This window comes from Joostella sp. CR20 (assembly GCF_038433465.1).
Lineage (GTDB): Bacteria > Bacteroidota > Bacteroidia > Flavobacteriales > Flavobacteriaceae > Galbibacter.
Window position 1 is genome coordinate 37,424 of sequence record NZ_JAESVF010000007.1, and the last position, 24,606, is coordinate 62,029.

19 protein-coding genes and 1 other RNA gene are annotated in these 24,606 nt (G+C 35.5%); 10 read left to right on the forward strand and 10 right to left on the reverse strand.

Annotated elements, in window-relative coordinates; translation table 11 throughout:
• Positions 1 to 127: 127 nt before the first annotated feature.
• A complete protein-coding gene (locus JMA43_RS10175) occupies positions 128 to 556 on the reverse strand; it encodes an FKBP-type peptidyl-prolyl cis-trans isomerase (RefSeq protein ID WP_342156432.1) in 429 nt (142 codons plus the stop codon).
• Positions 557 to 905: 349 nt separating this feature from the next.
• On the opposite strand from JMA43_RS10175, the gene JMA43_RS10180 reads away from it, so the two are divergent.
• Positions 906 to 2,414 (forward strand): DEAD/DEAH box helicase, encoded by a 1,509-nt coding sequence (locus JMA43_RS10180; RefSeq protein ID WP_342156434.1) that lies wholly within the window; start codon positions 906 to 908, stop codon positions 2,412 to 2,414.
• A 225-nt stretch (positions 2,415 to 2,639) separates the two neighbouring features.
• Here the strand turns inward: JMA43_RS10180 and JMA43_RS10185 are convergent, their stop codons facing one another.
• From JMA43_RS10185 to JMA43_RS10195, 3 genes are read right to left on the reverse strand one after another with little or no spacing between them, the layout of a single operon-like run.
• Positions 2,640 to 3,158, reverse strand: coding sequence for a DUF7935 family protein (locus tag JMA43_RS10185; RefSeq protein WP_342156435.1), 519 nt, complete (start codon positions 3,156 to 3,158; stop codon positions 2,640 to 2,642).
• Between the two features lie 11 nt (positions 3,159 to 3,169).
• Positions 3,170 to 4,774 carry an FMN-binding glutamate synthase family protein gene (locus JMA43_RS10190; protein ID WP_342156436.1) on the reverse strand — a complete coding sequence of 535 codons (1,605 nt, stop codon included), beginning with the start codon at positions 4,772 to 4,774 and terminating at the stop codon, positions 3,170 to 3,172.
• A 1-nt stretch (position 4,775) separates the two neighbouring features.
• Complete coding sequence (locus JMA43_RS10195) at positions 4,776 to 6,050, reverse strand: amidohydrolase (protein ID WP_446719402.1); 1,275 nt, start codon at positions 6,048 to 6,050, stop codon at positions 4,776 to 4,778.
• A 260-nt stretch (positions 6,051 to 6,310) separates the two neighbouring features.
• Here JMA43_RS10195 and JMA43_RS10200 point away from each other — a divergent pair, with 260 nt between their 5' ends.
• The 3 genes from JMA43_RS10200 to JMA43_RS10210 all read left to right on the forward strand — a co-directional run bounded on the left by JMA43_RS10200 (position 6,311) and on the right by JMA43_RS10210 (position 10,686).
• Positions 6,311 to 8,641, forward strand: a complete 2,331-nt coding sequence (locus tag JMA43_RS10200) for an ATP-dependent helicase (RefSeq protein ID WP_342156437.1) — start codon at positions 6,311 to 6,313, stop codon at positions 8,639 to 8,641.
• Between the two features lie 159 nt (positions 8,642 to 8,800).
• A complete protein-coding gene (locus tag JMA43_RS10205; protein ID WP_342156438.1) occupies positions 8,801 to 9,424 on the forward strand; it encodes an L-threonylcarbamoyladenylate synthase in 624 nt (207 codons plus the stop codon).
• An 8-nt stretch (positions 9,425 to 9,432) separates the two neighbouring features.
• On the forward strand, positions 9,433 to 10,686 hold the full coding sequence (locus tag JMA43_RS10210; protein WP_342156439.1) for a glycosyltransferase: 1,254 nt from the start codon (positions 9,433 to 9,435) through the stop codon (positions 10,684 to 10,686).
• A gap of 1 nt (position 10,687) precedes the next feature.
• Here JMA43_RS10210 and JMA43_RS10215 read toward each other — a convergent pair whose 3' ends face one another.
• Positions 10,688 to 11,077 carry an acyl-CoA thioesterase gene (locus tag JMA43_RS10215; protein ID WP_342156440.1) on the reverse strand — a complete coding sequence of 130 codons (390 nt, stop codon included), beginning with the start codon at positions 11,075 to 11,077 and terminating at the stop codon, positions 10,688 to 10,690.
• Positions 11,078 to 12,642: 1,565 nt separating this feature from the next.
• The gene (locus JMA43_RS10220) at positions 12,643 to 13,692 is read right to left on the reverse strand and encodes a glutaminyl-peptide cyclotransferase (protein ID WP_342156441.1); all 1,050 of its coding nucleotides are present in this window, start codon (positions 13,690 to 13,692) and stop codon (positions 12,643 to 12,645) included.
• Positions 13,693 to 13,782: 90 nt separating this feature from the next.
• Between JMA43_RS10220 and ffs the strand changes: the two genes are divergently transcribed.
• Both ffs and fsa read left to right on the forward strand, forming a co-directional pair.
• An RNA gene (gene ffs, locus JMA43_RS10225) (signal recognition particle sRNA small type) lies at positions 13,783 to 13,881 on the forward strand.
• 181 nt (positions 13,882 to 14,062) lie between these two features.
• The gene (fsa, locus tag JMA43_RS10230) at positions 14,063 to 14,719 is read left to right on the forward strand and encodes a fructose-6-phosphate aldolase (RefSeq protein ID WP_342156442.1); all 657 of its coding nucleotides are present in this window, start codon (positions 14,063 to 14,065) and stop codon (positions 14,717 to 14,719) included.
• 65 nt (positions 14,720 to 14,784) lie between these two features.
• On the opposite strand, the gene JMA43_RS10235 is transcribed toward fsa, so the two are convergent.
• The 4 genes from JMA43_RS10235 to panB all read right to left on the reverse strand — a co-directional run bounded on the left by JMA43_RS10235 (position 14,785) and on the right by panB (position 18,131).
• Positions 14,785 to 15,840 carry a vWA domain-containing protein gene (locus JMA43_RS10235; RefSeq protein ID WP_342156443.1) on the reverse strand — a complete coding sequence of 352 codons (1,056 nt, stop codon included), beginning with the start codon at positions 15,838 to 15,840 and terminating at the stop codon, positions 14,785 to 14,787.
• 178 nt (positions 15,841 to 16,018) lie between these two features.
• Positions 16,019 to 16,510 (reverse strand): DUF4252 domain-containing protein, encoded by a 492-nt coding sequence (locus tag JMA43_RS10240; RefSeq protein ID WP_342156444.1) that lies wholly within the window; start codon positions 16,508 to 16,510, stop codon positions 16,019 to 16,021.
• Positions 16,511 to 16,543: 33 nt separating this feature from the next.
• Positions 16,544 to 17,230, reverse strand: a complete 687-nt coding sequence (locus JMA43_RS10245) for an RluA family pseudouridine synthase (protein ID WP_342156445.1) — start codon at positions 17,228 to 17,230, stop codon at positions 16,544 to 16,546.
• Positions 17,231 to 17,312: 82 nt separating this feature from the next.
• Positions 17,313 to 18,131 (reverse strand): 3-methyl-2-oxobutanoate hydroxymethyltransferase, encoded by an 819-nt coding sequence (gene panB / locus JMA43_RS10250; RefSeq protein ID WP_342156577.1) that lies wholly within the window; start codon positions 18,129 to 18,131, stop codon positions 17,313 to 17,315.
• A 308-nt stretch (positions 18,132 to 18,439) separates the two neighbouring features.
• On the opposite strand from panB, the gene JMA43_RS10255 reads away from it, so the two are divergent.
• The 4 genes from JMA43_RS10255 to JMA43_RS10270 all read left to right on the forward strand — a co-directional run bounded on the left by JMA43_RS10255 (position 18,440) and on the right by JMA43_RS10270 (position 24,528).
• Complete coding sequence (locus JMA43_RS10255) at positions 18,440 to 18,901, forward strand: nuclear transport factor 2 family protein (RefSeq protein WP_342156446.1); 462 nt, start codon at positions 18,440 to 18,442, stop codon at positions 18,899 to 18,901.
• A gap of 82 nt (positions 18,902 to 18,983) precedes the next feature.
• On the forward strand, positions 18,984 to 20,819 hold the full coding sequence (locus JMA43_RS10260; protein WP_342156447.1) for a CocE/NonD family hydrolase: 1,836 nt from the start codon (positions 18,984 to 18,986) through the stop codon (positions 20,817 to 20,819).
• Positions 20,820 to 20,980: 161 nt separating this feature from the next.
• Entirely contained in the window at positions 20,981 to 22,630 is a 1,650-nt protein-coding gene (locus tag JMA43_RS10265; RefSeq protein WP_342156449.1) for a solute:sodium symporter family transporter, read from the forward strand.
• A 362-nt stretch (positions 22,631 to 22,992) separates the two neighbouring features.
• Positions 22,993 to 24,528, forward strand: coding sequence for a YifB family Mg chelatase-like AAA ATPase (locus JMA43_RS10270; RefSeq protein WP_342156451.1), 1,536 nt, complete (start codon positions 22,993 to 22,995; stop codon positions 24,526 to 24,528).
• Positions 24,529 to 24,606: the final 78 nt, after the last annotated feature.

A 24,606-nucleotide genomic window follows, 5' to 3' on the forward strand; every position in this document is an offset into this window, starting at 1 on the left:
TAAATTAGCATAATTTTAAGAGTTGTAGTGTATTTTCTCACGAGAAGCACCCGATTTTTAATATTTTTCAGCAAAAAAAAATGCCCAAGAAAATCTTGAGCATTTTTAGGTTATATTTTATTTGTGATTAATTGATGGCAATTACCTCAACATCAAAAATTAAGTCTTTTCCAGCCAATGGGTGGTTTGCATCAACAACAATCGATTCTTCTTTTACTTCAGCAACAACCAATTGAATATCTCTTCCGTCTGGTGTACGAGACACAAGTCCCATTCCTTTTTCTGGTTTGATATCTTGTGGAAGTTCGCTTTTAGGAATTTCTTGTAGTAATTCTTGTCTTACTTCTCCGTATGCTTCCGCAGAAGGAATATTAATAGTCTTCTTTTCGTTAACCGACATGTTTAAAATTCCGTTTTCAAAACCAGGAATAAGTTGTCCTTGTCCTAAAGTAAACTCTAGCGGTTCTCTTTCTAACGAACTATCAAAAACTTGTCCGTCGGTTAGTTTTCCTGTGTAATGAACTTTAACTGTGTCGTTTTCCTTTACTTGACTCATATAAAAATTTTAATTGCGTTTGTAGATTTTACAAACTTTAGTTTTTAGTTAAGCCACGAAACTACAGCTATTTAACCAAAACACCATAGCTTTTATGTTAATGTATCTATAAAAGGCTGTTGTACAGGGTTTTTTGTTTTAAAATGAAGTTTGGTTTGTTAATCTTGTGTTTATCTAGCGCTAAAATTTCGAATTAACCATAAAACTAGCTAAATTTGCACGTTTAACCATTTCCTCACCAAAGGAAGGTAAAAAAGCGTCCAAATTGATAATTGAGATGCTATATAATAAAATTACAAACCTATACCTCTTTAAAGAATTAGAGGGTGTAAAACGATAAAAAAACAATATGCTTGCGATTGAAGAAGAAGATAAAAAAGAGCTCTACGATTATCAAAAAGGGGCTATAGACCAAATTTTTGATCGTATAGAGAATCAACCTGTAAATTATCATTTACTGTATCAGCTTCCTACGGGAGGAGGGAAGACAGTAATTTTTTCTGAAATAGTACGTCGCTATATTCAGGAATACAATAAAAAAGTAGTTGTCCTTACCCATAGAATTGAGTTGAGTAAACAAACTTCTAAAATGCTTAGAGGTTTTAATGTTAAAAACAAAGTCATAAACAGTAAGGTAAAAGATTTGCCAGACCAAGCAGAATATATGTGTTTTGTTGCGATGGTAGAAACCCTTAAAAATAGACTAAACGACAACAAGCTAGAGATAGACGATATCGGTTTGGTTATTATTGATGAGGCGCATTACAACTCTTTTAGAAAATTACTTTCATACTTTAAAAATAGCTTTATTCTTGGGGTTACTGCAACGCCTTTGAGTTCGAATATTAAACTTCCGATGAAGGATAATTATAATGAACTTATTATTGGGGAAGCTATTAAAACACTTATTGAAAAAGGATTTTTGGCAAAAGCCGAAACCTATTCTTACGATGTAGGTTTAGGAACCCTTAAAATTGGTATTAACGGAGATTATACCGTAAAATCGTCTGAAGCTTTGTACTCTAATCTAGAGATGCAAGAAAAGCTTTTATTTGCCTACGAAGAAAAGTCTAAAGGAAAGAAAACCCTTATTTTTAATAATGGTATTAATACCTCTTGGTATGTGTACGAAATGTTTAGAGAGGCAGGATATCCTGTGCGCCACCTCGACAATACACATAGTAATAAAGAGCGAAAAGAAATTTTAAAATGGTTTAAAAATACACCAGATGCAATTTTGAGTTCGGTAAGTATTTTAACCACAGGTTTTGATGAGCCGTCGGTAGAAACTATTATTCTGAATAGAGCTACACGATCACTCACTTTATATTTCCAGATGATTGGACGTGGGTCGAGGGTGTTGGCAAATAAAGATAAATTTACCGTAATCGATTTAGGAAACAACGTAGCTCGATTTGGTTTATGGAGCGAACCGGTAGATTGGCAACATATTTTTAGGTATCCAGATTTTTACCTAGAAAATATTAAAGATGACGAAGAGATAGAGAGTAATTTTGTTTATGAAATGCCTGCTCAACTCCGTAAAAAGTTTGAAAAAACAAAAGACGTTTCTTTAAATATTGAAGAAATATATGATGAAACAATCAAAAGAGGATTGCGATCTAAAGTTATTTTGGAGCGCTCGTTAAAGCAACATACAGAAATGTGTGTAGATAATAGTGAAGATGCTTACGAAGCAAGAATGTTGGCAATGGAACTCAAAGACGATATCGATAGCCGAATTAAACGATACTCATATTGTATCAGTAAGAGTACAAAAAATTACAGAGATTGGCTTGCGGAGGATTACTTTAGAAAACTCCGAATGAATATTGTAAAAGAATATCAATCTTCATAAAAATAAAAACAGCCTAAAAGATTTAATTTTTTAGGCTGTTTTTTTATTCTTTTTCTGAATATCCGTTATGTGTCATACTAATATTAAAATGTCAGGTCGAGCCTGCCTTTGTCGGCAGACAGGCGTAGTCGAGACCTTATTTAAAGCTTGTTAAGCCAAATAACCTCTCGACTACGCTCGAGTTGACAGTACATTATGATTGATTGCGGATAATCATATTCTTTTTTAACTGAATAGCTCTCGTATTTCCTTTTTAATATATCCAAGTGCAGCGCTCGAAGGCGGTTGCTTTTCAAGTAGGTTGTTTAAAACTTCTTCTCTTAATTTCTGAGCATTTTCCGTATTCATAGCAGCTTTTCTAATAAGCTGAATAGTTGCGTTTTTGGAAGCTTTTATGACGTTCCAACATTCATCAGAAATATAAATTTGCTGTGCCAAATTATGGTCGAATTCACTTTCGATAATGGCAATTAATTGCGATTCATAGACTTCTTTGTCGGCACTTTCTGGAGCTATTCTTATTAATAACTTCGAAGGGTTTATTCGCTCTAAAAACAACGCCATACGTTCGTATGCTTGTAAGCGAATAGGAATTGTGTTTTTATCCATTTCTTTATGAAGTAAAAAACGTCTTCTACCTTCTTCATTTTTAGTATGAAGGTTAAAAAAATAAAAAGCAATACCACCTGTAACAAGAGCAGGGAGTATGTAAAATAAAAGTTGAATAATGTTAATTTCGTTCATGGGGGTTTTAATTAATAGCGTACTACTTTGTTTTTAAATTTATCCATTGCTGTTTTAGTGGTATAATGACCTCCTAAATGTGGGCAATTTAATAAACTTTCTGTTCCTTCAAAAGGAACAACTACTTTGTTGTAACCGTAAACATTTGCCAATGGTTGGGTTAAACTTTTATCGCCTAAATTTATATCTACATCTTCCATAGTAAGTTGCGACGGATGTTCGTATCCACAGGCATGTGTAATTTCAATCAATTCTTTTTTGAAATTTTTAAAATAATAACTTACTCTTTCTGCTTTGTCTTCAATATTTATCCCCGATTGTAACCATTTGTTTTGCGTAGCAACTCCTGTAGGGCAGGTGTTGTTATGGCAAACTTTTGCTTGAATACATCCGATACTCATCATGGCTTCTCTAGCTACATTTACCAAGTCGGCACCCATAGCAAAAGCCATTGCTGCTTTGGAAGGAAAACCGAGTTTACCACTTCCTATAAAAACAATTCTATCAGTAAGTTCTTCATCTTTAAAAACGCGGTATAAATCGCTAAACGAATACACCCAAGGTAAAGACACATGGTCGGCAAAACTTGGAGGTGCAGCACCGGTTCCACCTTCACCGCCATCAACAGTAATAAAGTCTGGACCTTTGTTGGTTTTTTTCATAATGGCAGCCAATTCTTTCCATTGGTCAAGCTTTCCTATGGCAGCTTTTATTCCTACCGGAAGCCCTGTTTCTTTTGCGATTTCTTCTAGAAAGTCTACCATTTCTTGTACGTTAGAAAAAGCAGAATGGTTTGGAGGAGAAAGTACGTCTTTCCCCATTGGCACATGGCGTATTTCGGCAATTTCTTTTGTTATTTTTGATGCAGGAAGTACTCCACCTTTTCCTGGTTTAGCACCCTGAGAAAGCTTAATCTCAATTGCTCTAACTTGAGGATATTCGTTTACGAGTGCTTTTAATTTTTCCATAGAGAAATTTCCGTCGTCATCACGAACACCAAAATAGCCTGTCCCGATATGAAATATTACATCGGCACCTTTTTTATGATAAGGAGAAAGTCCTCCTTCGCCAGTATTGTGGTATGCATGCGACAGATAGCAACCTTTGTTTAACGACTCGATAGCGCGAGCAGAAAGCGAACCAAAACTCATTGCCGATACATTAATAATTGACGCAGGACGATATGGACGTTTACGCTTGTTATAGCCTCCCATAAGTTTGGCACAAGGTAAAAAATAAGGATCGCTAGCATTTGGATGATCACCTTTTACTTTGTAAGGCATCATGGCATTATTGATAAATACATAATGCGATTCGTGGATATCTCTATCGGTACCAAAACCTTCGTAGTTGTTTTGGTTTTTTGCTGAAGCATAAATCCAACCTCTTTCAATTCTGTTAAACGGAAGCTCTTCGCGGTTGTTGGCAACAATGTATTGACGGAGTTCTGGGCCAATACTTTCCAACATATAACGAATATGCCCAACAATTGGGAAGTTATGCGTAATAACATGTTTCTTATTAAAAAAGATATCTCTAATGGCAATAATTGCTAAAACGATGAGTATCCATACCCACCAACTAATGTTTTGTAAAAAATCTAAAATTGATTCCATTCTATTGTGCTAAATAATCATTTACTATTTGAGTGAAGGCTTTAACGCCAAGTATGAGTCCGCTTTCATCAATATAAAAATCGGGGGTATGATGCGGCGCAACTACGGTAGTGTTTATAGGTTTTCCGCCAAGGAAAAAATAAAACCCAGGTACTTTCTCTTGAAAGAACGAAAAGTCTTCGCCACCAGTTGTTGCTTTTACAAGTTCAACATGGTCTTTTCCTGCAGCCTTTTCGAGCGAAGGAAGCATTTGTGTAACCAACTCTTCATCGTTATAAGTTATAGATGTAAAGTTTTCAATTTCTATAGAAGCTTCTCCGCCGTATGCATTTGCAATGGCAGGAACCATTTCTTGCATTCGTTTTAAAATAAGCGTTCGCATGGCAGGGTCGAGGGTACGCACGGTACCAATCATTTGAGCAGTTTCTGGAATGATATTAAATCGAACTCCACTAGTGATTTTTCCAACGGTAATTACAGCGGCTTCATCAACCAAAGGTGCTTCTCTACTAATAATAGTTTGTAGTCCGTCAACAATTTTTGCAGAAATTAAAATAGGATCAACGCCACTCCACGGTGCAGAACCGTGTGTTTGTTTCCCTTTTACATCGATTACAAAACGCTCTACGGCAGCCATGGTTCCGCCAGGCTTGTATCGAATAGTTCCTACAGGAGTTCCTGAGTTGATATGAAGTCCGAAAATAGCATCCACTTTTGGATTTTCTAAAACCCCTTCTTTAATCATCAGTTTTGCACCGCCTTCTTCTCCTGGAGGTGGACCTTCTTCCGCTGGTTGGAATATAAATTTAACCGTGCCGGCAAAGTCATTGTGTTTGCTTAACACTTCGGCTACACCCATTAAAATTGCAATATGTGTGTCGTGTCCGCAGGCATGCATCACCCCAGTTTCTTCACCTAAAAAAGTAGTGGTAACAGTCGATTTAAAAGGTAAGTCGTTTCTTTCAGTTACTGGAAGTGCATCAATATCCGCTCTAAGTGCAATTACTTTTCCGGGTTTTGTGCCTTCTAAAATTGCTACAACTCCAGTTTTAGCAACGCCAGTAGTGACTTTCATGCCAAGCGATTTAAGGTGTTTGGCTATTTTTTCTGAAGTATTAAACTCTCTGTTTGACAATTCTGGATGCTCATGGAAATCGCGTCGCCATTCAATAACTTTCGATTCGATATTTTGAATATCTGTATCTATATCGCTTTGCGAAAAAGACAAATAGCCAATACACATACAGAGGCAAAGGGAGGTATAAGTTTTAATCATATGTTACAAGTGGTTAGTTTGCTTCAGTTGTCAAAAAATATAATTTTGACATAAGTGCTGTTTAGCGTTTTTTTTAAAATGATAGTAAATATACCTAATTTAATAGTTCTGTTTAAAAATTTTTGATTGAATCGTCAAAATATTATTCGATAATATTTAACTTGTGCTTCTAAATAAATTGCATTATTTTGTGTATTTTGAATGCGATAAATCTACTTAATATTGTAGCTTACAATATCTTATAAAAACTAATAATTACATTGGAAAATTACATTGCAGAGTTGAATGATGCGCAACGTGCGCCTGTGTTGCACAAAGATGGTGCTTTAATGGTTATTGCTGGTGCGGGGTCTGGAAAAACGAGAGTACTTACGTTTAGGATTGCATACTTGATGAGCCAAGGAGTAGATGCGTTTAATATTTTGGCACTTACTTTTACCAATAAAGCAGCGCGCGAAATGAAAAAGCGTATTGCCGATATTGTTGGAAATAGCGAAGCTAAAAATTTATGGATGGGAACTTTCCACTCTATTTTTGCGAAAATACTTCGTTTTGAGGCCGATAAATTGGGGTATCCGAGTAATTTTACAATTTACGATACGCAAGATTCTCAACGTCTTATCAACTCGATTATTAAAGAAATGGGGTTGGATAAAGATGTGTATAAATACAAGCAAATTCAAAACAGAATATCTTCGTATAAAAACAGTTTAATTACCGTTAAGGCGTATTTTAATAACCCTGAGTTGATGGAAGCCGATGCAATGGCTAAGCGTCCACGAATGGGAGAAATTTACAATGCGTATTGCGAACGTTGCTTTAAAGCGGGAGCGATGGATTTTGACGATTTACTGCTGAAAACAAACGAGCTCTTAAATAGATTTCCAGATGTATTGGCAAAATATCAAGACCGTTTTCGATATATTTTGGTAGATGAGTACCAAGATACGAACCACTCTCAATATTTAATTGTAAAAGCACTTTCCGATAGGTTTCAAAACATTTGTGTGGTTGGAGACGATGCCCAGAGTATATATGCTTTCCGTGGTGCAAACATTAATAATATTCTGAATTTTCAAAAAGATTATGACAATGTGCAAATGTATCGTTTGGAGCAAAATTATCGCTCTACGCGTAATATTGTAAATGCTGCAAATTCAGTTATTGAAAAAAATAAAACACGACTAGATAAAGTTGTTTGGACAGATAACGACGATGGGAACTCGATAAAAGTTCATCGTTCTGTAACCGATGCAGAAGAAGGACGTTTTGTGGCTTCTACCATTTTTGAACAGAAAATGCAACAGCAATTGAAGGACGGAGATTTTGCTGTATTGTATCGCACCAATTCACAATCTAGGGCTATTGAAGATGCTTTGCGAAGAAAGGATATTCCGTATAGAATTTATGGCGGACTTTCATTTTATCAGCGTAAAGAAATAAAAGATGTATTGGCGTATTTACGTTTAATTTTAAACCCAAAGGATGAAGAAGCACTCGTAAGGGTCATTAATTATCCTGCGCGTGGAATTGGCCAAACCACCATTCAGAAGCTTACCGTTGCTGCCAATCATTACAAGCGTTCTATTTTTGAAGTGATGGAACACCTCGATAAAATTGATTTAAAAATTACAGCTGGAACTAGGCGTAAACTCGACGATTTTATTACAATGATTAAAAGTTTTCAGGTAACAAATCAATCGGCTGATGCTTTTGTACTTGCCGAACATGTTACCAAAAGATCGGGACTTTTACAGGAGTTTAAAAAAGATGGTACGCCCGAAGGAATTGCCCGTATGGAAAATATAGAAGAATTGCTAAACGGGATTCAAGATTTTGTGGAAGGGCAAAAAGAAGTTGCCGATGCCAAAGGTGATTTGGCAGAATTCATGGAAGATGTTGCACTGGCAACCGATTTGGATAAAGATAATGGAGACGACGACCGTGTAGCTTTGATGACTATTCACCTTGCAAAAGGACTCGAGTTTCCGTACGTGTTTATTGTAGGAATGGAAGAAGAGTTATTTCCATCAGCAATGAGTATGAACACGCGTAGTGAGCTCGAAGAAGAACGCCGACTTTTTTATGTTGCGTTAACTAGAGCAGAAAAGCAAGCATACCTTACGTACACCCAAAGTAGATACCGATGGGGGAAACTTATCGATGCTGAACCGAGTAGGTTTATTGAAGAAATTGACGATTCGTATTTAGAATATCTTACGCCTCCTTTAGACGGAAACTATCGATACAAACCAATGATAGATACCGATATTTTTGGAGAGGTAGACAAGAGTAAATTCCGATTAAAGAAACCTACGCCCGGAACACCACCTACATCGCACAAACCTTCAGAAGAGAAATTGCGTAAACTTAGAAAGTTAAAACCCGATTTAGGAGAGCCTATTGCGCAGTCTGGTGATGCTGGAACTGAACTCGAAGTAGGAAATAAAGTGTCGCATACGCGATTTGGAAATGGTGTAATTGTAAGTTTGGAAGGTGTAGGAAATGATAAGAAAGCTGAAATTAGATTTGATACTGGCGGACTCAAAAAATTATTGCTTCGCTTTGCGAAATTAGATGTAATTGGGTAGTTGAAAATGATTAATTGGGAATTGATAATTGATAATTTTGAATTAAAAGATTAAGTTTCAATTAAATAAAACATCAAACTAGAGACCCAAAACCCAAAATCAAAAACCCAAAACCCAAAACCCAAAACCCAAAACAATAAACTCGTAACAAATAAAGATATGGCAGAGTTAATTCGTATTTATGAAGAAAACCCCAACCCAAAGGAAATTCAAAGGGTAGTGGAGGTGTTGCGCAATGGCGGACTCGTAATTTATCCTACCGATACGGTGTATGGTTTAGGTTGCGATATTACCAACTCTAAAGCTTTACAGAAAATAGCGCGTATTAAAGGTGTGAAACTCGAAAAAGCTAACTTTTCATTTATTTGTGCCGATTTGAGTAATCTATCCGATTATATTAGACAAATTGATACTTCTACGTTTAAAATTTTAAAACGAACACTCCCTGGTCCGTATACTTTTATTTTACCCGGAAATAACTCGCTTCCAAAAGATTTTAAAAAGAAAAAAACTGTCGGAATTCGTATTCCTGCCAATACTATTGCCAGAACTTTGGTGGAGCAACTCGGTAACCCAATCGTTTCTACTTCTATTCACGATGAAGATGAATTGATTGAATACACAACCGACCCTGAATTGATTCATGAGAAATGGGATAATTTAGTCGATATTGTTATTGATGGTGGCTATGGCGACAATGTTGCTTCGACGGTAATCGATTTGTCAGGAAACGAGCCTGTCATTATCCGTGAAGGGAAAGGAGATATCGATGAGGTTTTATAGCGAGTAAGATGCTTCAAACAACAGTACTTTTTATAGGATATGTTTGGCCCGAACCTACTTCGTCGGCTGCTGGAAGTAGAATGCTTCAATTGCTACAGTTTTTTAAAAATCAAGGAGCAACGGTAGTATTTTCTTCGCCTGCTAAAAAAAGTGACCATGTGCACAATCTCACTTCCGAAGGAATTCAGCAAAAAGAAATAGAATTAAACAATGCTTCTTTTGATGATTTCATCAAAGAATTACAGCCAACTGTTGTAGTTTTTGATAGGTATATGATGGAAGAACAATTTGGTTGGCGTGTTGCGGAACATGCGCCAAATGCCCTAAGAATACTCGATACTGAAGATTTGCATTTTCTTCGGAATGAACGTAAAAACGCTTTAAAACAAGATAAAGATGTAACCAACGACGCACTTTTAAATAGCGAATTGGCAAAGCGTGAGCTGGCAAGTATTTTCCGTTGCGATTTGTCGCTTATTATTTCTGAAACTGAAATGAAACTTTTACAAGAAGTTTTTAATGTAGATGAAAAGTTGTTGTGTTACCTTCCTTTTTTACTTCCGAAGCAAATAGAAATAGAGCAATCTCAAGAGAGGATTCCGAAGGGATATACAGAAAAAGAAGATTTTATTTTTATAGGAAACTTTATACATGCGCCAAATTGGGATGCTGTTTTAGCTTTAAAAGAAACTGTATGGCCAATTATTCGGAAGTATTTACCGAAGGCTAAATTGCATATTTACGGAGCTTACGCCACCGAAAAAGTGTACAACTTACACAATGAAAAAGAAGGTTTTATAGTGCATGGATGGGCAGAAAATGCTTTTGAAGTTATTCAAAACGCCCGCGTTATGTTGGCACCGATACGTTTTGGCGCAGGTTTAAAAGGTAAACTAGTTGAAGCGATGCAGATGCAAACCCCAAGTGTTACAACCGCTGTTGGAGCAGAAGGGATTAATGGGAGTTACCCTTGGAATGGTTTTATTTTTAACAACCCAATTGATTTTGCACATGCTTCAGTTGCGTTATATACCCAAGAAGAACAATGGCAACAAGCGGTTAAAAATGGAAACAGAATTTTGAATATGCGTTTTGACGCTTCGGTACATAAACTCAATTTAAAAACTGCAATCGATTCTATTTTAGAGGACTTACAAGCGCATCGTACACATAATTTTATTGGGAGCATGCTCATGCAACAAACCACGCAGGCGAGTAAGTATTTGTCTAAGTGGATTGAAGTGAAGAATAGGAGTAAATAGTTTAAGTAAACAAATTCTTCAAATCGTCGGTGAGGCGGATAGGACGGAGACTATTCTTATCGATTAAACACCAATTTGTTTTACAGCTTACCAATAGCTTTTCAGTAGTGTTGTTATACACTTCTACAATTCGTGTTGAGGTAACACCTTCAGCTTTTTTGATATACGTTTTTAGTAGAATTTCATCATTCAAGAAAGCTTGTCCTTTATATTCGATGTAATGGTTAAGCACCATCCAAATGTAATTATCGAGCATGTGTTGGGTGGCTTCGGTTTGCCAATGTGCTTTAGCAATATCTTGAATCCATTGTAAATACCGAACATTGTTTACGTGTTGTAAATCGTCTAAATCGTCTTCTTTTACGGTAATAATTTGGGTGAATTCTTTCAAAACAGATTTAATATTTTAAGGTGATTTTATACTTTGTCATTTCGAATAAAATGAGAAATCTCAAACTGTATTAAAATAGGAGATTCCTCCTCGTACCTCGTTCGGAATGACACTTTCTTAGTTTATAGTTTATAGTTTGAAGTTTCAAAGTGGCAGAGAAACAAAGTTTCAATCAATAACCTTTACTCATTCACTCTTTCACTTCTCAATCCAATTAACCAATTCAACAGTTAAACATAATAAGATATCTCAATTCCGCCTGTCGGTGACAGTTTATATGTGTTTAATTGTTTCAATTTTTCAATCATTCAATTTTTAAATAGTATTTTTTCAATTCTTCGTCATTTCGAACGAAGAGAGAAATCACATAATGATAGGTTTTTTAGGTTCAAAGTGGCAGAGAGACAAAGTTTTCAATCAATAACCTTTACTCATTCACTCTTTCACTTCTCAATCCAATTAATCAATTCAATAGTTAAACAAAATGCGATATCTCGACTCCGCTCGATATGACCGAATTCATATTAAAGTTGTAAAGACTCAAAGTGACAGAGAGACAAAGTAAAAACCTTAACTCTTTTTACTTCTTTACTTATTAACTCTCAATTCAACAATTAACCAATTCAACAGTTAAACATAATAAGATATTTCAACTTCACCTGTCGGTGACAGTTTATATGAGTTGAATTGTTTTAATTTTTCAATCATTCAATTTTTAAATTCTTCGTCATTTCGAACGTAGAGAGAAATCACATAATGATAGGTTTTTTTAAGTTCAAAGTAGCAGAGAGACAAAGTTTCAATCAATAACCTTTACTCTTTCACTCTTTCACTTCTCAATCCAATTAATCAATTCAATAGTTAAACAAAATGCGATATCTCGACTCCGCTCGATATGACCGAATTCATATTAAAGTTGTAAAGACTCAAAGTGACAGAGAGACAAAGTAAAAACCTTAACTCTTTTTACTTCTTTACTTATTAACTCTCAATTCAACAATTAATCAATTCAACAGTTAAACATAATAGATATCTCAATTCCGCTTGTCGGTGACAGTTTATATGAGTTGAATTGTTTTAATTTTTCAATCATTCAATTTTTAAATTCTTCGTCATTTCGAACGTAGAGAGAAATCACATAATGATAGTTTTTTTTAGGTTCAAAGTGGCAGAGAAACAAAGTTTCAATCAATAACCTTTACTCATTCATTCTTTCACTTCTCAATCCAATTAATCAATTCAATAGTTAAACAAAATGCGATATCTCGACTCCGCTTGATATGACCGAATTCATATTAAAGTTGCAAAGACTCAAAGTGACAGAGAGACAAAGTAAAAACCTTAACTCTTTTTACTTCTTTACTTATTAACTCTCAATTCAACAATTAACCAATTCAACAGTTAAACATAATATGATATCTCAACTCCGCCTGTCGGTGACAGTTTGTATGTGTTGAATTGTTTTAATCTTTCAATCATCCCATTTTTAAATAGTATTTTTCAACTATCAACTATCAACTATCAACTATCAACTATCAACTATCAACTATCAACTATCAACTATCTCACTTCTCTTTAATCGTTACTTCAAACATCTTGTCCCAATTTTTTCCTGTCACAAAAAAGGTTTTTGACGTTGGGTTGTAAGCAATTCCGTTTAAAACATCCAAATCGGCGTGTTTTGTAACTTTGTCTTTTAATCCTCTAAAGTCGATAACTCCTATAATCGCGCCTGTTTTTGCATCGATAATCATGGCGCTGTCTTTTAAATATACGTTGGCGTAAATTTTTCCATCCACATATTCCAATTCGTTCGCCTTGTTGAAAACTGAAGTATTGGTGACAGTTTCAATAAAATCTTCTTCGATTAAAGTGTCCGAATTTAGAATCCAGATTTTGTCGCTTCCGTCGCTTTTATATATTTTTTTTCCGTCGGGAGTGTGGGTGAGTCCCCAACCTTCTTTGCTTTGGTTGTAGGTAAACGTATCGAGTTGTTCAAAAGTGTTTAAATCGTACACAAAGCCTTTTCCAGCTTGCCAAGTAAGCATGTATATTTTGTTGTTGATAATGGTAATTCCTTCACCAAAATAAGCATCGTCTAAATCGATTTTCTTTAAAACTTCGCCAGTTTTATAATCTACTTTTCTAAGTGATGAAATTCCATTTCGGCCAGTACTTTCATAAAGCGTATCGTTATGAAATTCGAGTCCTTGCGTATAGGCTTTAATATCGTGAGGATAGGTGTTTACAATTTCGTAAGTGTATACTTTTGGTGCTTTAGCAGCTAAAACTGTAATTTTTTCTGAAGTCGTAGCAGTAGAACCTTCATAATAAACAGTCGCTTCAAGTTCTTGAATTCCTAATTTCTCAGCATTTAATTGAAAAGAATTGTTTGCTACGGCTATATTTTTTCCGTGTAATCGATAAGAAACAGAGTCGATTTCTTTCTTCTTTTTATTAATAACTTCAACTTTTAGGGTGCTTCCTTGTTGAATTTTCCCTGATTCAGCAGTAATATTTAAAGAAAATAAATTTTTTTCAGCAGAATTACTCGAATTACATCCTCCTGCAGAAATCACTAAAAAGCTGATGATTAAAAACTTATAAAAATACATAGGTGTTACTTGTTTTTTTTAGCAAGGTATTTAATAAAATTAAGACTGAAAAATTATTGTGTAAGGATAAAAAGTTTGTAAATTTGCACCCGGCAAGTCCTACACGACCAGCTCCTGTAGAATCCCCCAGGGTGGGAACGCAGCAAGGGTATACGGTTGTAGCGGTGCGATGTAGGTAGCTTGCCTTTTTTTATGCGCTAAATTTACCTGTTACTTTTTAAGTAATCTCTTCATTTTAAGTTATATTTTCGTAAATAAATTTAATAATTGTACAGCTAGTTTATTTTCCAATTGAATAAATGTATCTTTGTTAGGTACTAAACTGTACACTCGAAAAACAGAATAATAATTATAAATAGAATATTACGCTATGAAATTTTTTATAGACACAGCAAACCTTGAGCAAATTGCAGAAGCACAAGCTTTAGGAGTTTTAGATGGTGTTACTACAAACCCATCTTTAATGGCAAAAGAAGGTATTACAGGAAGAGAAAACATTTTGAAACATTATGTAGATATCTGTAATATTGTTGATGGTGATGTTTCTGCGGAAGTAATTGCTACCGATTATGAAAATATTATTAAAGAAGGTGAGGAGCTTGCTGCACTACACGAACAAATTATTGTAAAGGTCCCGATGATTAAAGACGGAATTAAAGCAATTAAATATTTTTCTGATAAAGGAATTAAAACCAACTGTACACTTGTATTTTCAGCAGGACAAGCGCTTTTAGCTGCGAAAGCTGGTGCAACTTATGTTTCTCCATTCATCGGAAGATTGGACGATATTTCTACAGATGGTTTAGGACTTATCGCAGATATTAGAATGATTTACGATAACTACGGATTTGAAACTGAAATTTTAGCTGCTTCTGTGCGTCATACAATGCACGTAATTGATTGTGCTAAAATTGGTGCTGATGTAATGACAGGACCATTGTCTGCAATTGAAGGACTTTTAAAACACCCACTTACAGATATCGGGTTAGAGAAATTCTTAGCAGATTATAAAAAAGGAAATCAATAATCCATATTGATATAGACAAAAAAGAGCCGCAATTTGCGGCTCTTTTTTTATGTAAAAAGGTTTTGTTATAAACATCCTCCGCTAAATCCTGTAGCATCAAAGGTAGTTTTTACAGCTCCTTGTTTTTCACCTTGAACGGCTTGGATAACAAGGTCGTTAACACCGCTTCTTTTAGGGCTACAATACTCAAATAAGTAGTAACTTTTGGCTTGTCCGGCAACACTTTCAGAAATCTCTTCAAACGTATCTTCCAAATCTTCTTTATCTGAAGCATAAGCACTGGCAGTTTTTCCAATTTCATCGAGCACATCGTCATCAATTTCATCACCTAAACCAATAGTGAAAAACGATATGTTTTCGTCTGCATTTTTTACTTTATTGATGGCATCCGATTCTTTGTAACGACCAGCTTGGTCGGTTCCGTCAGTAAAAATAACCACCGATGAAGCCGCGAGTACATTGTCTACTTGACTCGTGTTTAAAATTTCGGTAGCAATATCAGTCGATTTTATAACCGCACCGTACAAGTCGGTTGAAACGTCGTTGCTAATATCATCTGTAATGCTTTCAACAGCATCTATAAGTTCTGTTTTGTTAGAAGTTAGCGCGTTTAACTCGTGTAAAACATCTTCACCATCAAACCAATAAATTGCCATTTTGTATTGCTCGTTGGTAGTATTTGGCATTACTTCGTTAATAAAACTCACAGAAGCCGTTTTTAATTCTGCTAAACTTGTACTTAAAACACTGTTACTTAAATCTAAAACGAGTAATGTATTGGTGTTGAAAATTTGTGTGTTTGGCGAAATTCGTCCGTTAGATTCCGATGCCGAAACCGCTCTTGGGCAGTCGTCGTTGGTACCTTGTTCAAATATATTAAAGTTGCTTGCTTGCAGGTTTGGAACTGCATTTCCTTCGGTGTCGTTTACTTTAAAAAATACCGACACTTTCCCAGGAAGGGTTGTGTAGGTTTCTTGAATGGTAACTTTTAAAGTCGACTTTTTAAAGCCTAAACAACTTGGAATTTCTGCGGTATTGTTGTAGTCATCATCCGACGAGCCACAAGCAATCAATAAACTCGCAATGCATAAAAAACTTACAAAGGTTTTAAATAATTTCATGTGTTAATTTTTATTGTTTTCTTAAGTAATAATTACTAAAAACAGCTGTTTGTAGCTGTTTGTTCTTACTTTCAGAATAACGTTTAAAAACCTTGAAAATTATAAACCGATTGTAATTATTAAGGGTTTCTTCTTGAAGTTAATTTCTTTTATGGGTTTTTAATTCAAAATCAATTGTTTAGTATTTCTTATCTAGAAGGTTACTAAAGTTTGAAAAATCGTCGCTTTCTGCCATTTGTTTAATTTTATCGGCATCAAAATTTCCTTTTAGATACAAAAGCGAATTATTGGTACCGCTACTGTTGTGAAGAATAATCTGCTTAATGGTATTTCCATCTTCTTTTACGGTAAGTAAACTTCTGGAGTCGCTATTATTTTTTCTGAAAATATCTGAATAACCACTTTTGGTAATCTTGTCTATTTCAGTATTGATTTGTTGGTTTCTAAGTGAAGTCGACTCGGGTAAATTCATATATCGAATATCTGATACATTCTTCATCAAATCGCTCATTTCTGGCGACAGATTTCCGAGTAACGAATACATAAATTTTGGCACTTGTACTGCCGTTACATTGGTGTCGTTTTTATGAGCATCGTAAAAACTCTCGATACTACTTCCGCAGGAAAAACATAAAGCGATAAGTCCTGTAAATAAAATTTTTCTTAGCATGTTGAAATCTTTTTCTAAAGATAGTAAAAAAATCTATACACATGCATCCCAAATAGGGTCGTTAGGTAGGGGAGCTGTAATTACAATTTCTTCTTTTTTTACAGGATGAATAAAAGAAAGTTTACGAGCGTGTAGATGGATGCTTCCATCTTTATTACTTCGGTCAAATCCGTATTTTAAATCGCCTTTTATAGGACTTCCAATGCTTGAAAGTTGCGAGCGTATTTGGTGATGTCTACCAGTTTCAAGGTCGATTTCAAGCAGATGGTAATTGTTTAAACTCTTTAAAACCGAATAGCTTAAAATTGCTTTTTTGCTATCGGGCACTTCGTTGTTGTGTGCGTACGATTTATTTTGTTTTGGGTTGCGCTTCATCCAATGGACAAGCTTTCCAGAAGGATTTTGTGGTAGGTTTTTTACAACTGCCCAATACGTTTTTTTGGCGTCTTTGTCTTTAAAGAGTTTGTTTAGGCGAGGAAGTGCTTTGGAAGTTTTGGCAAACAAAACAATGCCAGTAGTGGGACGGTCTAAACGATGAACAACACCCAAATACACATTGCCAGGTTTGTTGTATTTGTCTTTTAAATAATCTTTTACAATTTCCGAGAGTGGCTTGTCGCCAGTTTTATCTCCTTGAACAATATCTCCAGCACGTTTGTTAACCACAATAATATGGTTGTCTTCAAAAAGTACTTGTAAATTGTTTTTGTTGGAATGCATAAAGATTATTTGTTACTGTTTTAAACTGAATACAGATTGTCTAAAAGCATTTTTTCAGACAATCTGTATTTTTAATATGATATTAATATTGTTCGTCGTCGCTTGGAAAATTTCTACTTTTTACATCAGCTCCGTATTGCGAAATAGCTTTCGACATTTCTTCGTATAAATTCATGTAACGACGTAAAAAACGCGGATTAAACTCGTGTGTCATCCCCAGTACGTCATGAATTACGAGAACTTGTCCGTCAACACCATTTCCAGCACCAATTCCGATTACAGGAATCGAAACCGACTCGGCTACTTCTTTGGCCAATTTGGCAGGGATTTTTTCAAGAACAATAGCAAAACACCCAGCTTTTTCAAGCATTTTAGCGTCTTCTTTTAGCTTTTCTGCTTCGGCTTCTTCTTTTGCTCTTACGGTGTAAGTACCAAATTTATAAATCGATTGTGGTGTAAGTCCGAGGTGTCCCATAATTGGGATTCCAGCGTGTAAAATTCGTTTAATCGATTCTTTTATTTCTTTTCCTCCTTCAAGTTTTACAGCATGCGCACCGCTTTCTTTCATGATTCTAATTGCCGAACGCAATGCTTCTTTTGGGTCCGATTGGTAACTTCCGAAGGGTAAATCTACAACAACCAAAGCTCTTTGTGCCGCTCGAATTACCGATGATGCATGGTAAATCATTTGGTCTAAAGTAATGGGTAAAGTGGTTTCGTGCCCAGCCATTACATTACTGGCAGAATCGCCAACCAAAATAACGTCAATCCCAGCGCTATCAACAATTTTAGCCATCGAATAATCGTAAGCAGTAAGCATCGAAATCTTTTCGCTGTTTTGCTTCATTTCGATAAGCGACTTTACCGTGACTCTTTTATATTCTTTTTTTGCTACAGACATATCTTCAAGTTTAGGCGATAAAATTACAGTTTTCATTACAGATTACACATGCATATCGTTATTAATTCGATGTTAATTGATTTTTGAATATCTGTAATTTATCAAACCAAGATTAAAATGTCAGGTCGAGTGTAGTTAAGACTCTATTTAAAGGTTAAGCCAAATAACCTCTCGACTTCGCTCGAGGTGACAGTGTATCATAATAGATGGCGAACAATCATACTTGCTATTAATACTGATTTATTTACTTTTGAAAGAAATCAATTCAGCAGAAAGAAAAACCTAACAATTAAATGAAAACTTCAACAATGAAACACTTTTGCTTGTTATTCCTTTTTATAGGAATGCACATAAATGTTACGTATGCACAAACTTCAGAAGAAGCCAATGCAAAGCAAACCATCATTAATTTTTTTGAAGCTTTTCATCGGCAAGATTCAATTGCCATAAAAAAGACTGTTTCGAGCGAGGTGATTATGCAAACAATAGGGAAGGACAAGCAAGGTGTTGAAGTTGTGAAAACTGCCAATTTTTCAAACTTTTTAAAATCGATAGTCGGAATTCCTTCCGAAGAAAAATTTGAAGAAAAATTACTAGATTTTTCAGTACAAGTAGATGGATCGATGGCGCATGCTTGGACACCTTACGAGTTTTGGTATAACGGAACTTTGAGTCATTGTGGCGTAAATTCGTTTCAGCTATTTAAAGAAAAAGGAGTTTGGAAAATAATTTATATTATCGACACACGACGAAAAGACAACTGCCAATAGTTTTGTTTTTTAACGATTTTTTTAATCCAAAAGCAATACATTTGAGCTTCTTATTTGAAAAACTAACTAATAATCTAACTCCATGAAAAATCTCTTTTTTCTATTTTTAATCGTATCCTACAGTTGTACGATTGCACAAGAGTACAATGTTGAAGAACATTACACAAAACAAGAAGTACAAATTACAATGCGCGATGGGGTAAAACTTCATACCACCATTTACAGTCCGAAAGACACTTCAAAAAAATATCCAATTTTAATGCAACGTACGCCATACAGTTGCCAACCGTATGGAGAAAATCAATTTCGTTCTAAAATTGGACCTAACGAAACCATGATGAAAGAAGGGAATATTATTGTTTATCAAGATGTTCGTGGGCGTTGGAATAGTGAAGGAGTTTATGATAATATGCGTGCTTTTATTCCGAATAAAAAGAAAAAAGAGGTCGATGAAGCTTCCGATACGTACGATACAATTGAGTGGTTGGTAAACAACGTAAAAAACACTAATAAAAATGTAGGTGTTTGGGGAATTTCGTATCCTGGATTTTATTCAACATATTCACTTTTAAGTAGGCATCCAAACCTAAAAGCGGTTTCTCCGCAGGCTTGTATTGGCGATTTCTTTTTTGACGATTTTCACCACAACGGTGCTTATTTGTTGAGTTATTGGCGTGCAACTGCTCTTTTTGGATATGAAAAATCGGAGCCTACAACAGAGAGTTGGTATAATTTTCCAGACATAAAAACTCAAGACCAGTATCAGTTTTTCTTGGATGCAGGTCCGCTTTCTAATCTTGATACTTATTACAAAGAAGACAATGTTTTTTGGCAACAATTAAAAGACCATCCAAATTACGACGAGTTTTGGAAGTCTCGTGGAATCATTCAACATTTAGAAGATATTCAGCCAGCAACAATGGTTGTGGGAGGATGGTTTGATGCGGAAGATTTATACGGACCGCTATCGACATACAAAAAGATTGAAAGCACTAGTAAAAACTACAACACCATTGTAATGGGACCTTGGAGTCATGGCGATTGGGCACGTACTAAAAAACGTCAGGCAATTGGGAATGTGTATTTTGGAGACGATATTTCTAAGTTTTTTCAAGAAGAAATCGAAACGAAGTTTTTTAATCATTTCTTAAAAGAAAATGGAAAAGGTAACTTAGGACTTCCAGAAGCGTATGTATATGATACAGGCTTAAATAAATGGGAAACTTATGATGTATGGCCTCCAAAAAATATTACAGAAAAGGCGTATAGTTTAGGACAAAACCAAACAATGGGTGAAATGATGACGCTTCAATATTCATTTGAAGAATTTGTGAGCGACCCTAAAAAACCTGTTCCATATAGCGAGGATATTAAAATGGTTTTTACACCTAGAAAATATATGACAGACGACCAACGTTTTGCAGCTAGACGTCCAGATGTATTGGTTTTTGAAACTCCAGTTTTAGAAGAAGATATGACAGTTATTGGTGATATTTTAGCAAAATTAACGGTTTCTACTACGGGAACTGCTGCCGATTGGGTTGTGAAAATTATTGATGTTTTCCCAGAAGATGCTGAAGATTTTGAAGAAACACAAGATTACTTAAAAATGAGTAATTACCACATGATGGTACGTAGCGAAGTAATGCGTGGACGTTTTAGAAATAGCTTTGAAAACCCAGAGCCTTTTGTGCCAAACGAAGAAACGAAGGTAAATATCAAACTTCAAGATGTGTACCACACCTTTAAAAAAGGACACAAAATGCAGGTGCAAATTCAAAGTACGTGGTTTCCTTTAATCGATATCAATCCGCAAACCTATGTGGACAATATTTTTAAAGCTAAAAAAGAGGATTTTCAGAAACAAACACATCGCGTTTACAATTCATCTAAAATAGAATTTAAAGTTTTAGATTAACTAGAACTTGATGTTGATTGATAAAACATTCGTTTTCAGCGCATTGAAAATAAGTCAACATCTGATAAATACTATTATTTAAACCCTTATTTATTGAGAAAACTGCAAATAAGTTTCTCTAAAAATTATATATTCGCAATCAAACTTAAACTAGATACGGCATGGCAATACTTTCCTTTGTAGGATTTACACTTCTTGTTGCAATAATTGCATATTTTGCTACAAAGAAGACAAACGAAAGCACCTCTGATGGATATTTTCTTGGAGGAAGAAGTTTAACAGCAGGCGTAGTAGCGGGTTCGCTACTCTTAACAAATTTATCAACCGAGCAAATTGTAGGACTTAACGGGTCGGCATATTCCGAAGGAATATCTGTTATGGCATGGGAAACCCTTGCTGCACTTGCAATGGTGGTAACCGCAATTTTTTTATTACCTAAATATTTAAAAGGCGGACTCACAACGGTACCTCAATTTTTGGAAACACGTTATGATAAAGGAACCAAAACTATTGCTTCTGGACTTTTCTTACTGGGGTATGTTGTCATCTTTTTACCAATCGTTTTATACTCGGGTTCTTTGGCAATTTCAACCATGTTTAACATCCCAGAACTATTAGGAGTTTCTCTTGGAACTTCTATTTGGATTTGTGTTTGGGGAATTGGAATTATAGGTTCTATTTACGCCATTTTTGGTGGACTAAAAGCCGTTGCAGTTTCCGATACTGTTAATGCAATTGGTTTACTTATTGGTGGATTAATGATTCCTGTTTTTGGATTGATGCTTATTGGAGATGGTTCTGTTACCGATGGAATTTCTACGTTGGTTGCTGAAGCTCCAGAAAAGTTTAAATCGATGGGAGGACCAACAAATTCAGTGCCTTTTAGTACAATTTTTACAGGGATGATGCTGGTGCAACTTTTCTATTGGGGAACCAACCAAGCTATTATCCAACGTGCTTTAGCGGCCAAAAACCTAAAAGAAGGACAAAAAGGATTACTATTGGCAGCCTTTATCAAAATTTTAGGGCCACTTATCGTGGTACTACCTGGAATTATTGCATATTATATTTTTGGGCCAGATTTGGAAACTCCAGATCAAGCTTATCCATTATTGGTAAATAAAGTACTTCCAACGGCCTTACTTGGCTTTTTTGCAGCTGTGCTTTTTGGAGCGATTTTGAGTTCGTTTAACAGTGCTTTAAACAGTTCTGTTACTTTGTTTAGTATAGATTTTTATAAAGAATATATCAATAAAGAAGCTTCGGAAATTACTGTAATTAAAAACGGGAAATACTTCGGAATTGTATTAGCAATTGCAGCAATGCTTATCGCACCTTTTATCGCTAATGCACCAAACGGATTGTTTGGATATTTACAAGAAGTAAACGGTTGTTATAGTATCCCAATTCTTACAATTATCGTGGTAGGATATACTACCAAACGTGTTCCTGCAATTGCTGCGAAAGTAGGAATTATTTCTGGATGTGTTTTGTACATTATTAGTCAGTTTATTGTTAAGCCACTTGTTGCTAGTAATGCTATAGAAGCGGCTAAAGCTTCAGGAATTACAGACGCAGATAAACTTGCAGAAATAGGTACACTTGCTTATCCGCATTACCTGCATGTAATGGCAATTTTATTTGTTATTAATATTATTATCATGCTTATTATCGGAAAAATAGCGCCAAGAGAAACCGATTTCGAATTAGAGTACACGCAAAAAGTAAGTATCGAACCTTACAAATATTTAATTCCAGTTGGAGTTGCTATTTGTTTAATGGTGATAGGTATTTATGCATATTTTGCTTAGTCTATAACCTGATTTACAACATATTTAAAAGCGGAAAACTTAATTGTTTTCCGCTTTTTTGTTTTTACAGATGTTTTAAATAATCGATATTTTGTAGAAAAAATTCGTAACTTTAATACGTTAACGTGAGTTCGACATAAGAATGATGTATATATGATAAAATTGACCTATTAAAAAAGTATAGAAAATCAAGGAAGCAGTGAGGGGTGATAGATTAAAAGCTGTTTGAGCGGAGCGAGTTCTTTTAATCTGTGGCGGGTGTTTCCGTAGATTTTTATTACTTTTTTAATCAGTCTTGACTTTTTTGTTTCGTTTTTGTGTCAAGACAAAAATGAAAGCATTGTTAAATGAAATAAATAGCTATGTTACGAAAAGTTTTTGGAAGTGCTGTATTTGGTATCGAAGCTACAATAATTACTGTTGAAGTAAATATAGACAAAGGCATTGGGTATCATTTGGTGGGATTGCCAGACAATGCTATCAAAGAAAGTAATTACCGTATTGCTGCGGCGTTGCAACACAACGGATACAAAATCCCTGGAAAGAAAATTACTATCAATATGGCTCCTGCGGATATGCGCAAAGAAGGGTCGGCATACGACTTAACTTTGGCAATGGGAATTTTAGCAGCGTCTGAGCAAATAAAAGCTGATAACTTAGCAGATTATTTAATCATGGGTGAACTCTCCTTAGACGGCACTTTACAACCCATAAAAGGCGCATTGCCAATTGCTATTAAAGCAAAAGAAGCAGGCTTTAAAGGTTTTATTTTACCTGCGGAAAATGCCAAGGAGGCTGCCATTGTATCTGGATTGGAAGTTTATAGCGTAACCGATATCAAAGAAGTAATTGCTTATTTTAATGAGAACACGCCTTTACAACCTACGGTTGTTAATATAGCTGATGAATTTGCCAAAGCACTCGAATTTCCAGAGTTTGATTTTGCCGATGTAAAAGGGCAGGAGAGCATCAAAAGAAGTATGGAAATTGCCGCTGCTGGCGGACATAATATTATTTTAATTGGTCCTCCAGGTTCTGGGAAAACCATGCTTGCCAAGCGCTTGCCGTCTATTTTGCCACCCATGACACTCGACGAAGCGCTCGAAACAACCAAAATTCATTCGGTTACGGGAAGAACAATTAATAGCGGAATTATGAATGCGCGTCCGTTTCGGAGTCCGCATCACACTATTTCCGATGTTGCACTGGTGGGCGGTGGTGCTTATCCACAGCCTGGCGAAATATCGATGGCGCACAACGGCGTTTTGTTTTTAGATGAATTACCCGAATTTAAACGCAGTGTTTTGGAGGTTATGCGCCAACCGTTGGAAGATAGAGAGGTTACCATTTCGAGAGCTAAATTTACCGTTACGTATCCGTCGAGTTTTATGTTGGTGGCTAGTATGAATCCGAGTCCAGGCGGATATTTCAACGACCCCGATGCTCCCGTAGCGACTTCGCCTGCCGAAATGCAACGTTATTTGAGTAAAATTTCTGGTCCGTTGCTCGACCGAATTGATATACATATTGAAGTAACTCCTGTGCCGTTCGAAAAACTTTCCGAAGAAAGAAAAGGAGAACGTAGCACTATTATTCGGGAGCGGGTGAATAAAGCCAGAAGGATACAAACAAACAGGTTTGAGAAATTGCCAAACATTCATTACAACGCACAAATGAATACCAAACAAATCCGAATGTACTGCCAACTGGATGAAGCTTCATTACAATTGCTTAAAAGCGCAATGGAACGTTTAAATTTATCGGCTAGAGCCTACGACCGTATTTTAAAAGTAGCACGTACGATTGCCGATTTAGAAGAAGCCGAACAAATAAATGGCACGCATATTAGCGAAGCTATTCAGTATAGAAGTTTGGATAGGGAGGGTTGGCTTAGCTAAGTTGCTTGTTTTACAAAGAATTTACTCAGATAATTTAGCGATTTATAAAACTTACTGTATATTTATTCTGAATGATTG

Coding starts and splice junctions, on each gene's coding strand:
- JMA43_RS10175 (WP_342156432.1), bottom strand. CDS start 556: ATGAGTCAAGTAAAGGAAAACGACACAGTTAAAGTTCATTACACAGGA.
- JMA43_RS10180 (WP_342156434.1), top strand. CDS start 906: ATGCTTGCGATTGAAGAAGAAGATAAAAAAGAGCTCTACGATTATCAA.
- JMA43_RS10185 (WP_342156435.1), bottom strand. CDS start 3,158: ATGAACGAAATTAACATTATTCAACTTTTATTTTACATACTCCCTGCT.
- JMA43_RS10190 (WP_342156436.1), bottom strand. CDS start 4,774: ATGGAATCAATTTTAGATTTTTTACAAAACATTAGTTGGTGGGTATGG.
- JMA43_RS10195 (WP_446719402.1), bottom strand. CDS start 6,050: ATGATTAAAACTTATACCTCCCTTTGCCTCTGTATGTGTATTGGCTAT.
- JMA43_RS10205 (WP_342156438.1), top strand. CDS start 8,801: ATGGCAGAGTTAATTCGTATTTATGAAGAAAACCCCAACCCAAAGGAA.
- JMA43_RS10210 (WP_342156439.1), top strand. CDS start 9,433: ATGCTTCAAACAACAGTACTTTTTATAGGATATGTTTGGCCCGAACCT.
- JMA43_RS10220 (WP_342156441.1), bottom strand. CDS start 13,692: ATGTATTTTTATAAGTTTTTAATCATCAGCTTTTTAGTGATTTCTGCA.
- fsa (WP_342156442.1), top strand. CDS start 14,063: ATGAAATTTTTTATAGACACAGCAAACCTTGAGCAAATTGCAGAAGCA.
- JMA43_RS10235 (WP_342156443.1), bottom strand. CDS start 15,840: ATGAAATTATTTAAAACCTTTGTAAGTTTTTTATGCATTGCGAGTTTA.
- JMA43_RS10240 (WP_342156444.1), bottom strand. CDS start 16,510: ATGCTAAGAAAAATTTTATTTACAGGACTTATCGCTTTATGTTTTTCC.
- JMA43_RS10245 (WP_342156445.1), bottom strand. CDS start 17,230: ATGCATTCCAACAAAAACAATTTACAAGTACTTTTTGAAGACAACCAT.
- panB (WP_342156577.1), bottom strand. CDS start 18,131: ATGTCTGTAGCAAAAAAAGAATATAAAAGAGTCACGGTAAAGTCGCTT.
- JMA43_RS10255 (WP_342156446.1), top strand. CDS start 18,440: ATGAAACACTTTTGCTTGTTATTCCTTTTTATAGGAATGCACATAAAT.
- JMA43_RS10260 (WP_342156447.1), top strand. CDS start 18,984: ATGAAAAATCTCTTTTTTCTATTTTTAATCGTATCCTACAGTTGTACG.
- JMA43_RS10265 (WP_342156449.1), top strand. CDS start 20,981: ATGGCAATACTTTCCTTTGTAGGATTTACACTTCTTGTTGCAATAATT.
- JMA43_RS10270 (WP_342156451.1), top strand. CDS start 22,993: ATGTTACGAAAAGTTTTTGGAAGTGCTGTATTTGGTATCGAAGCTACA.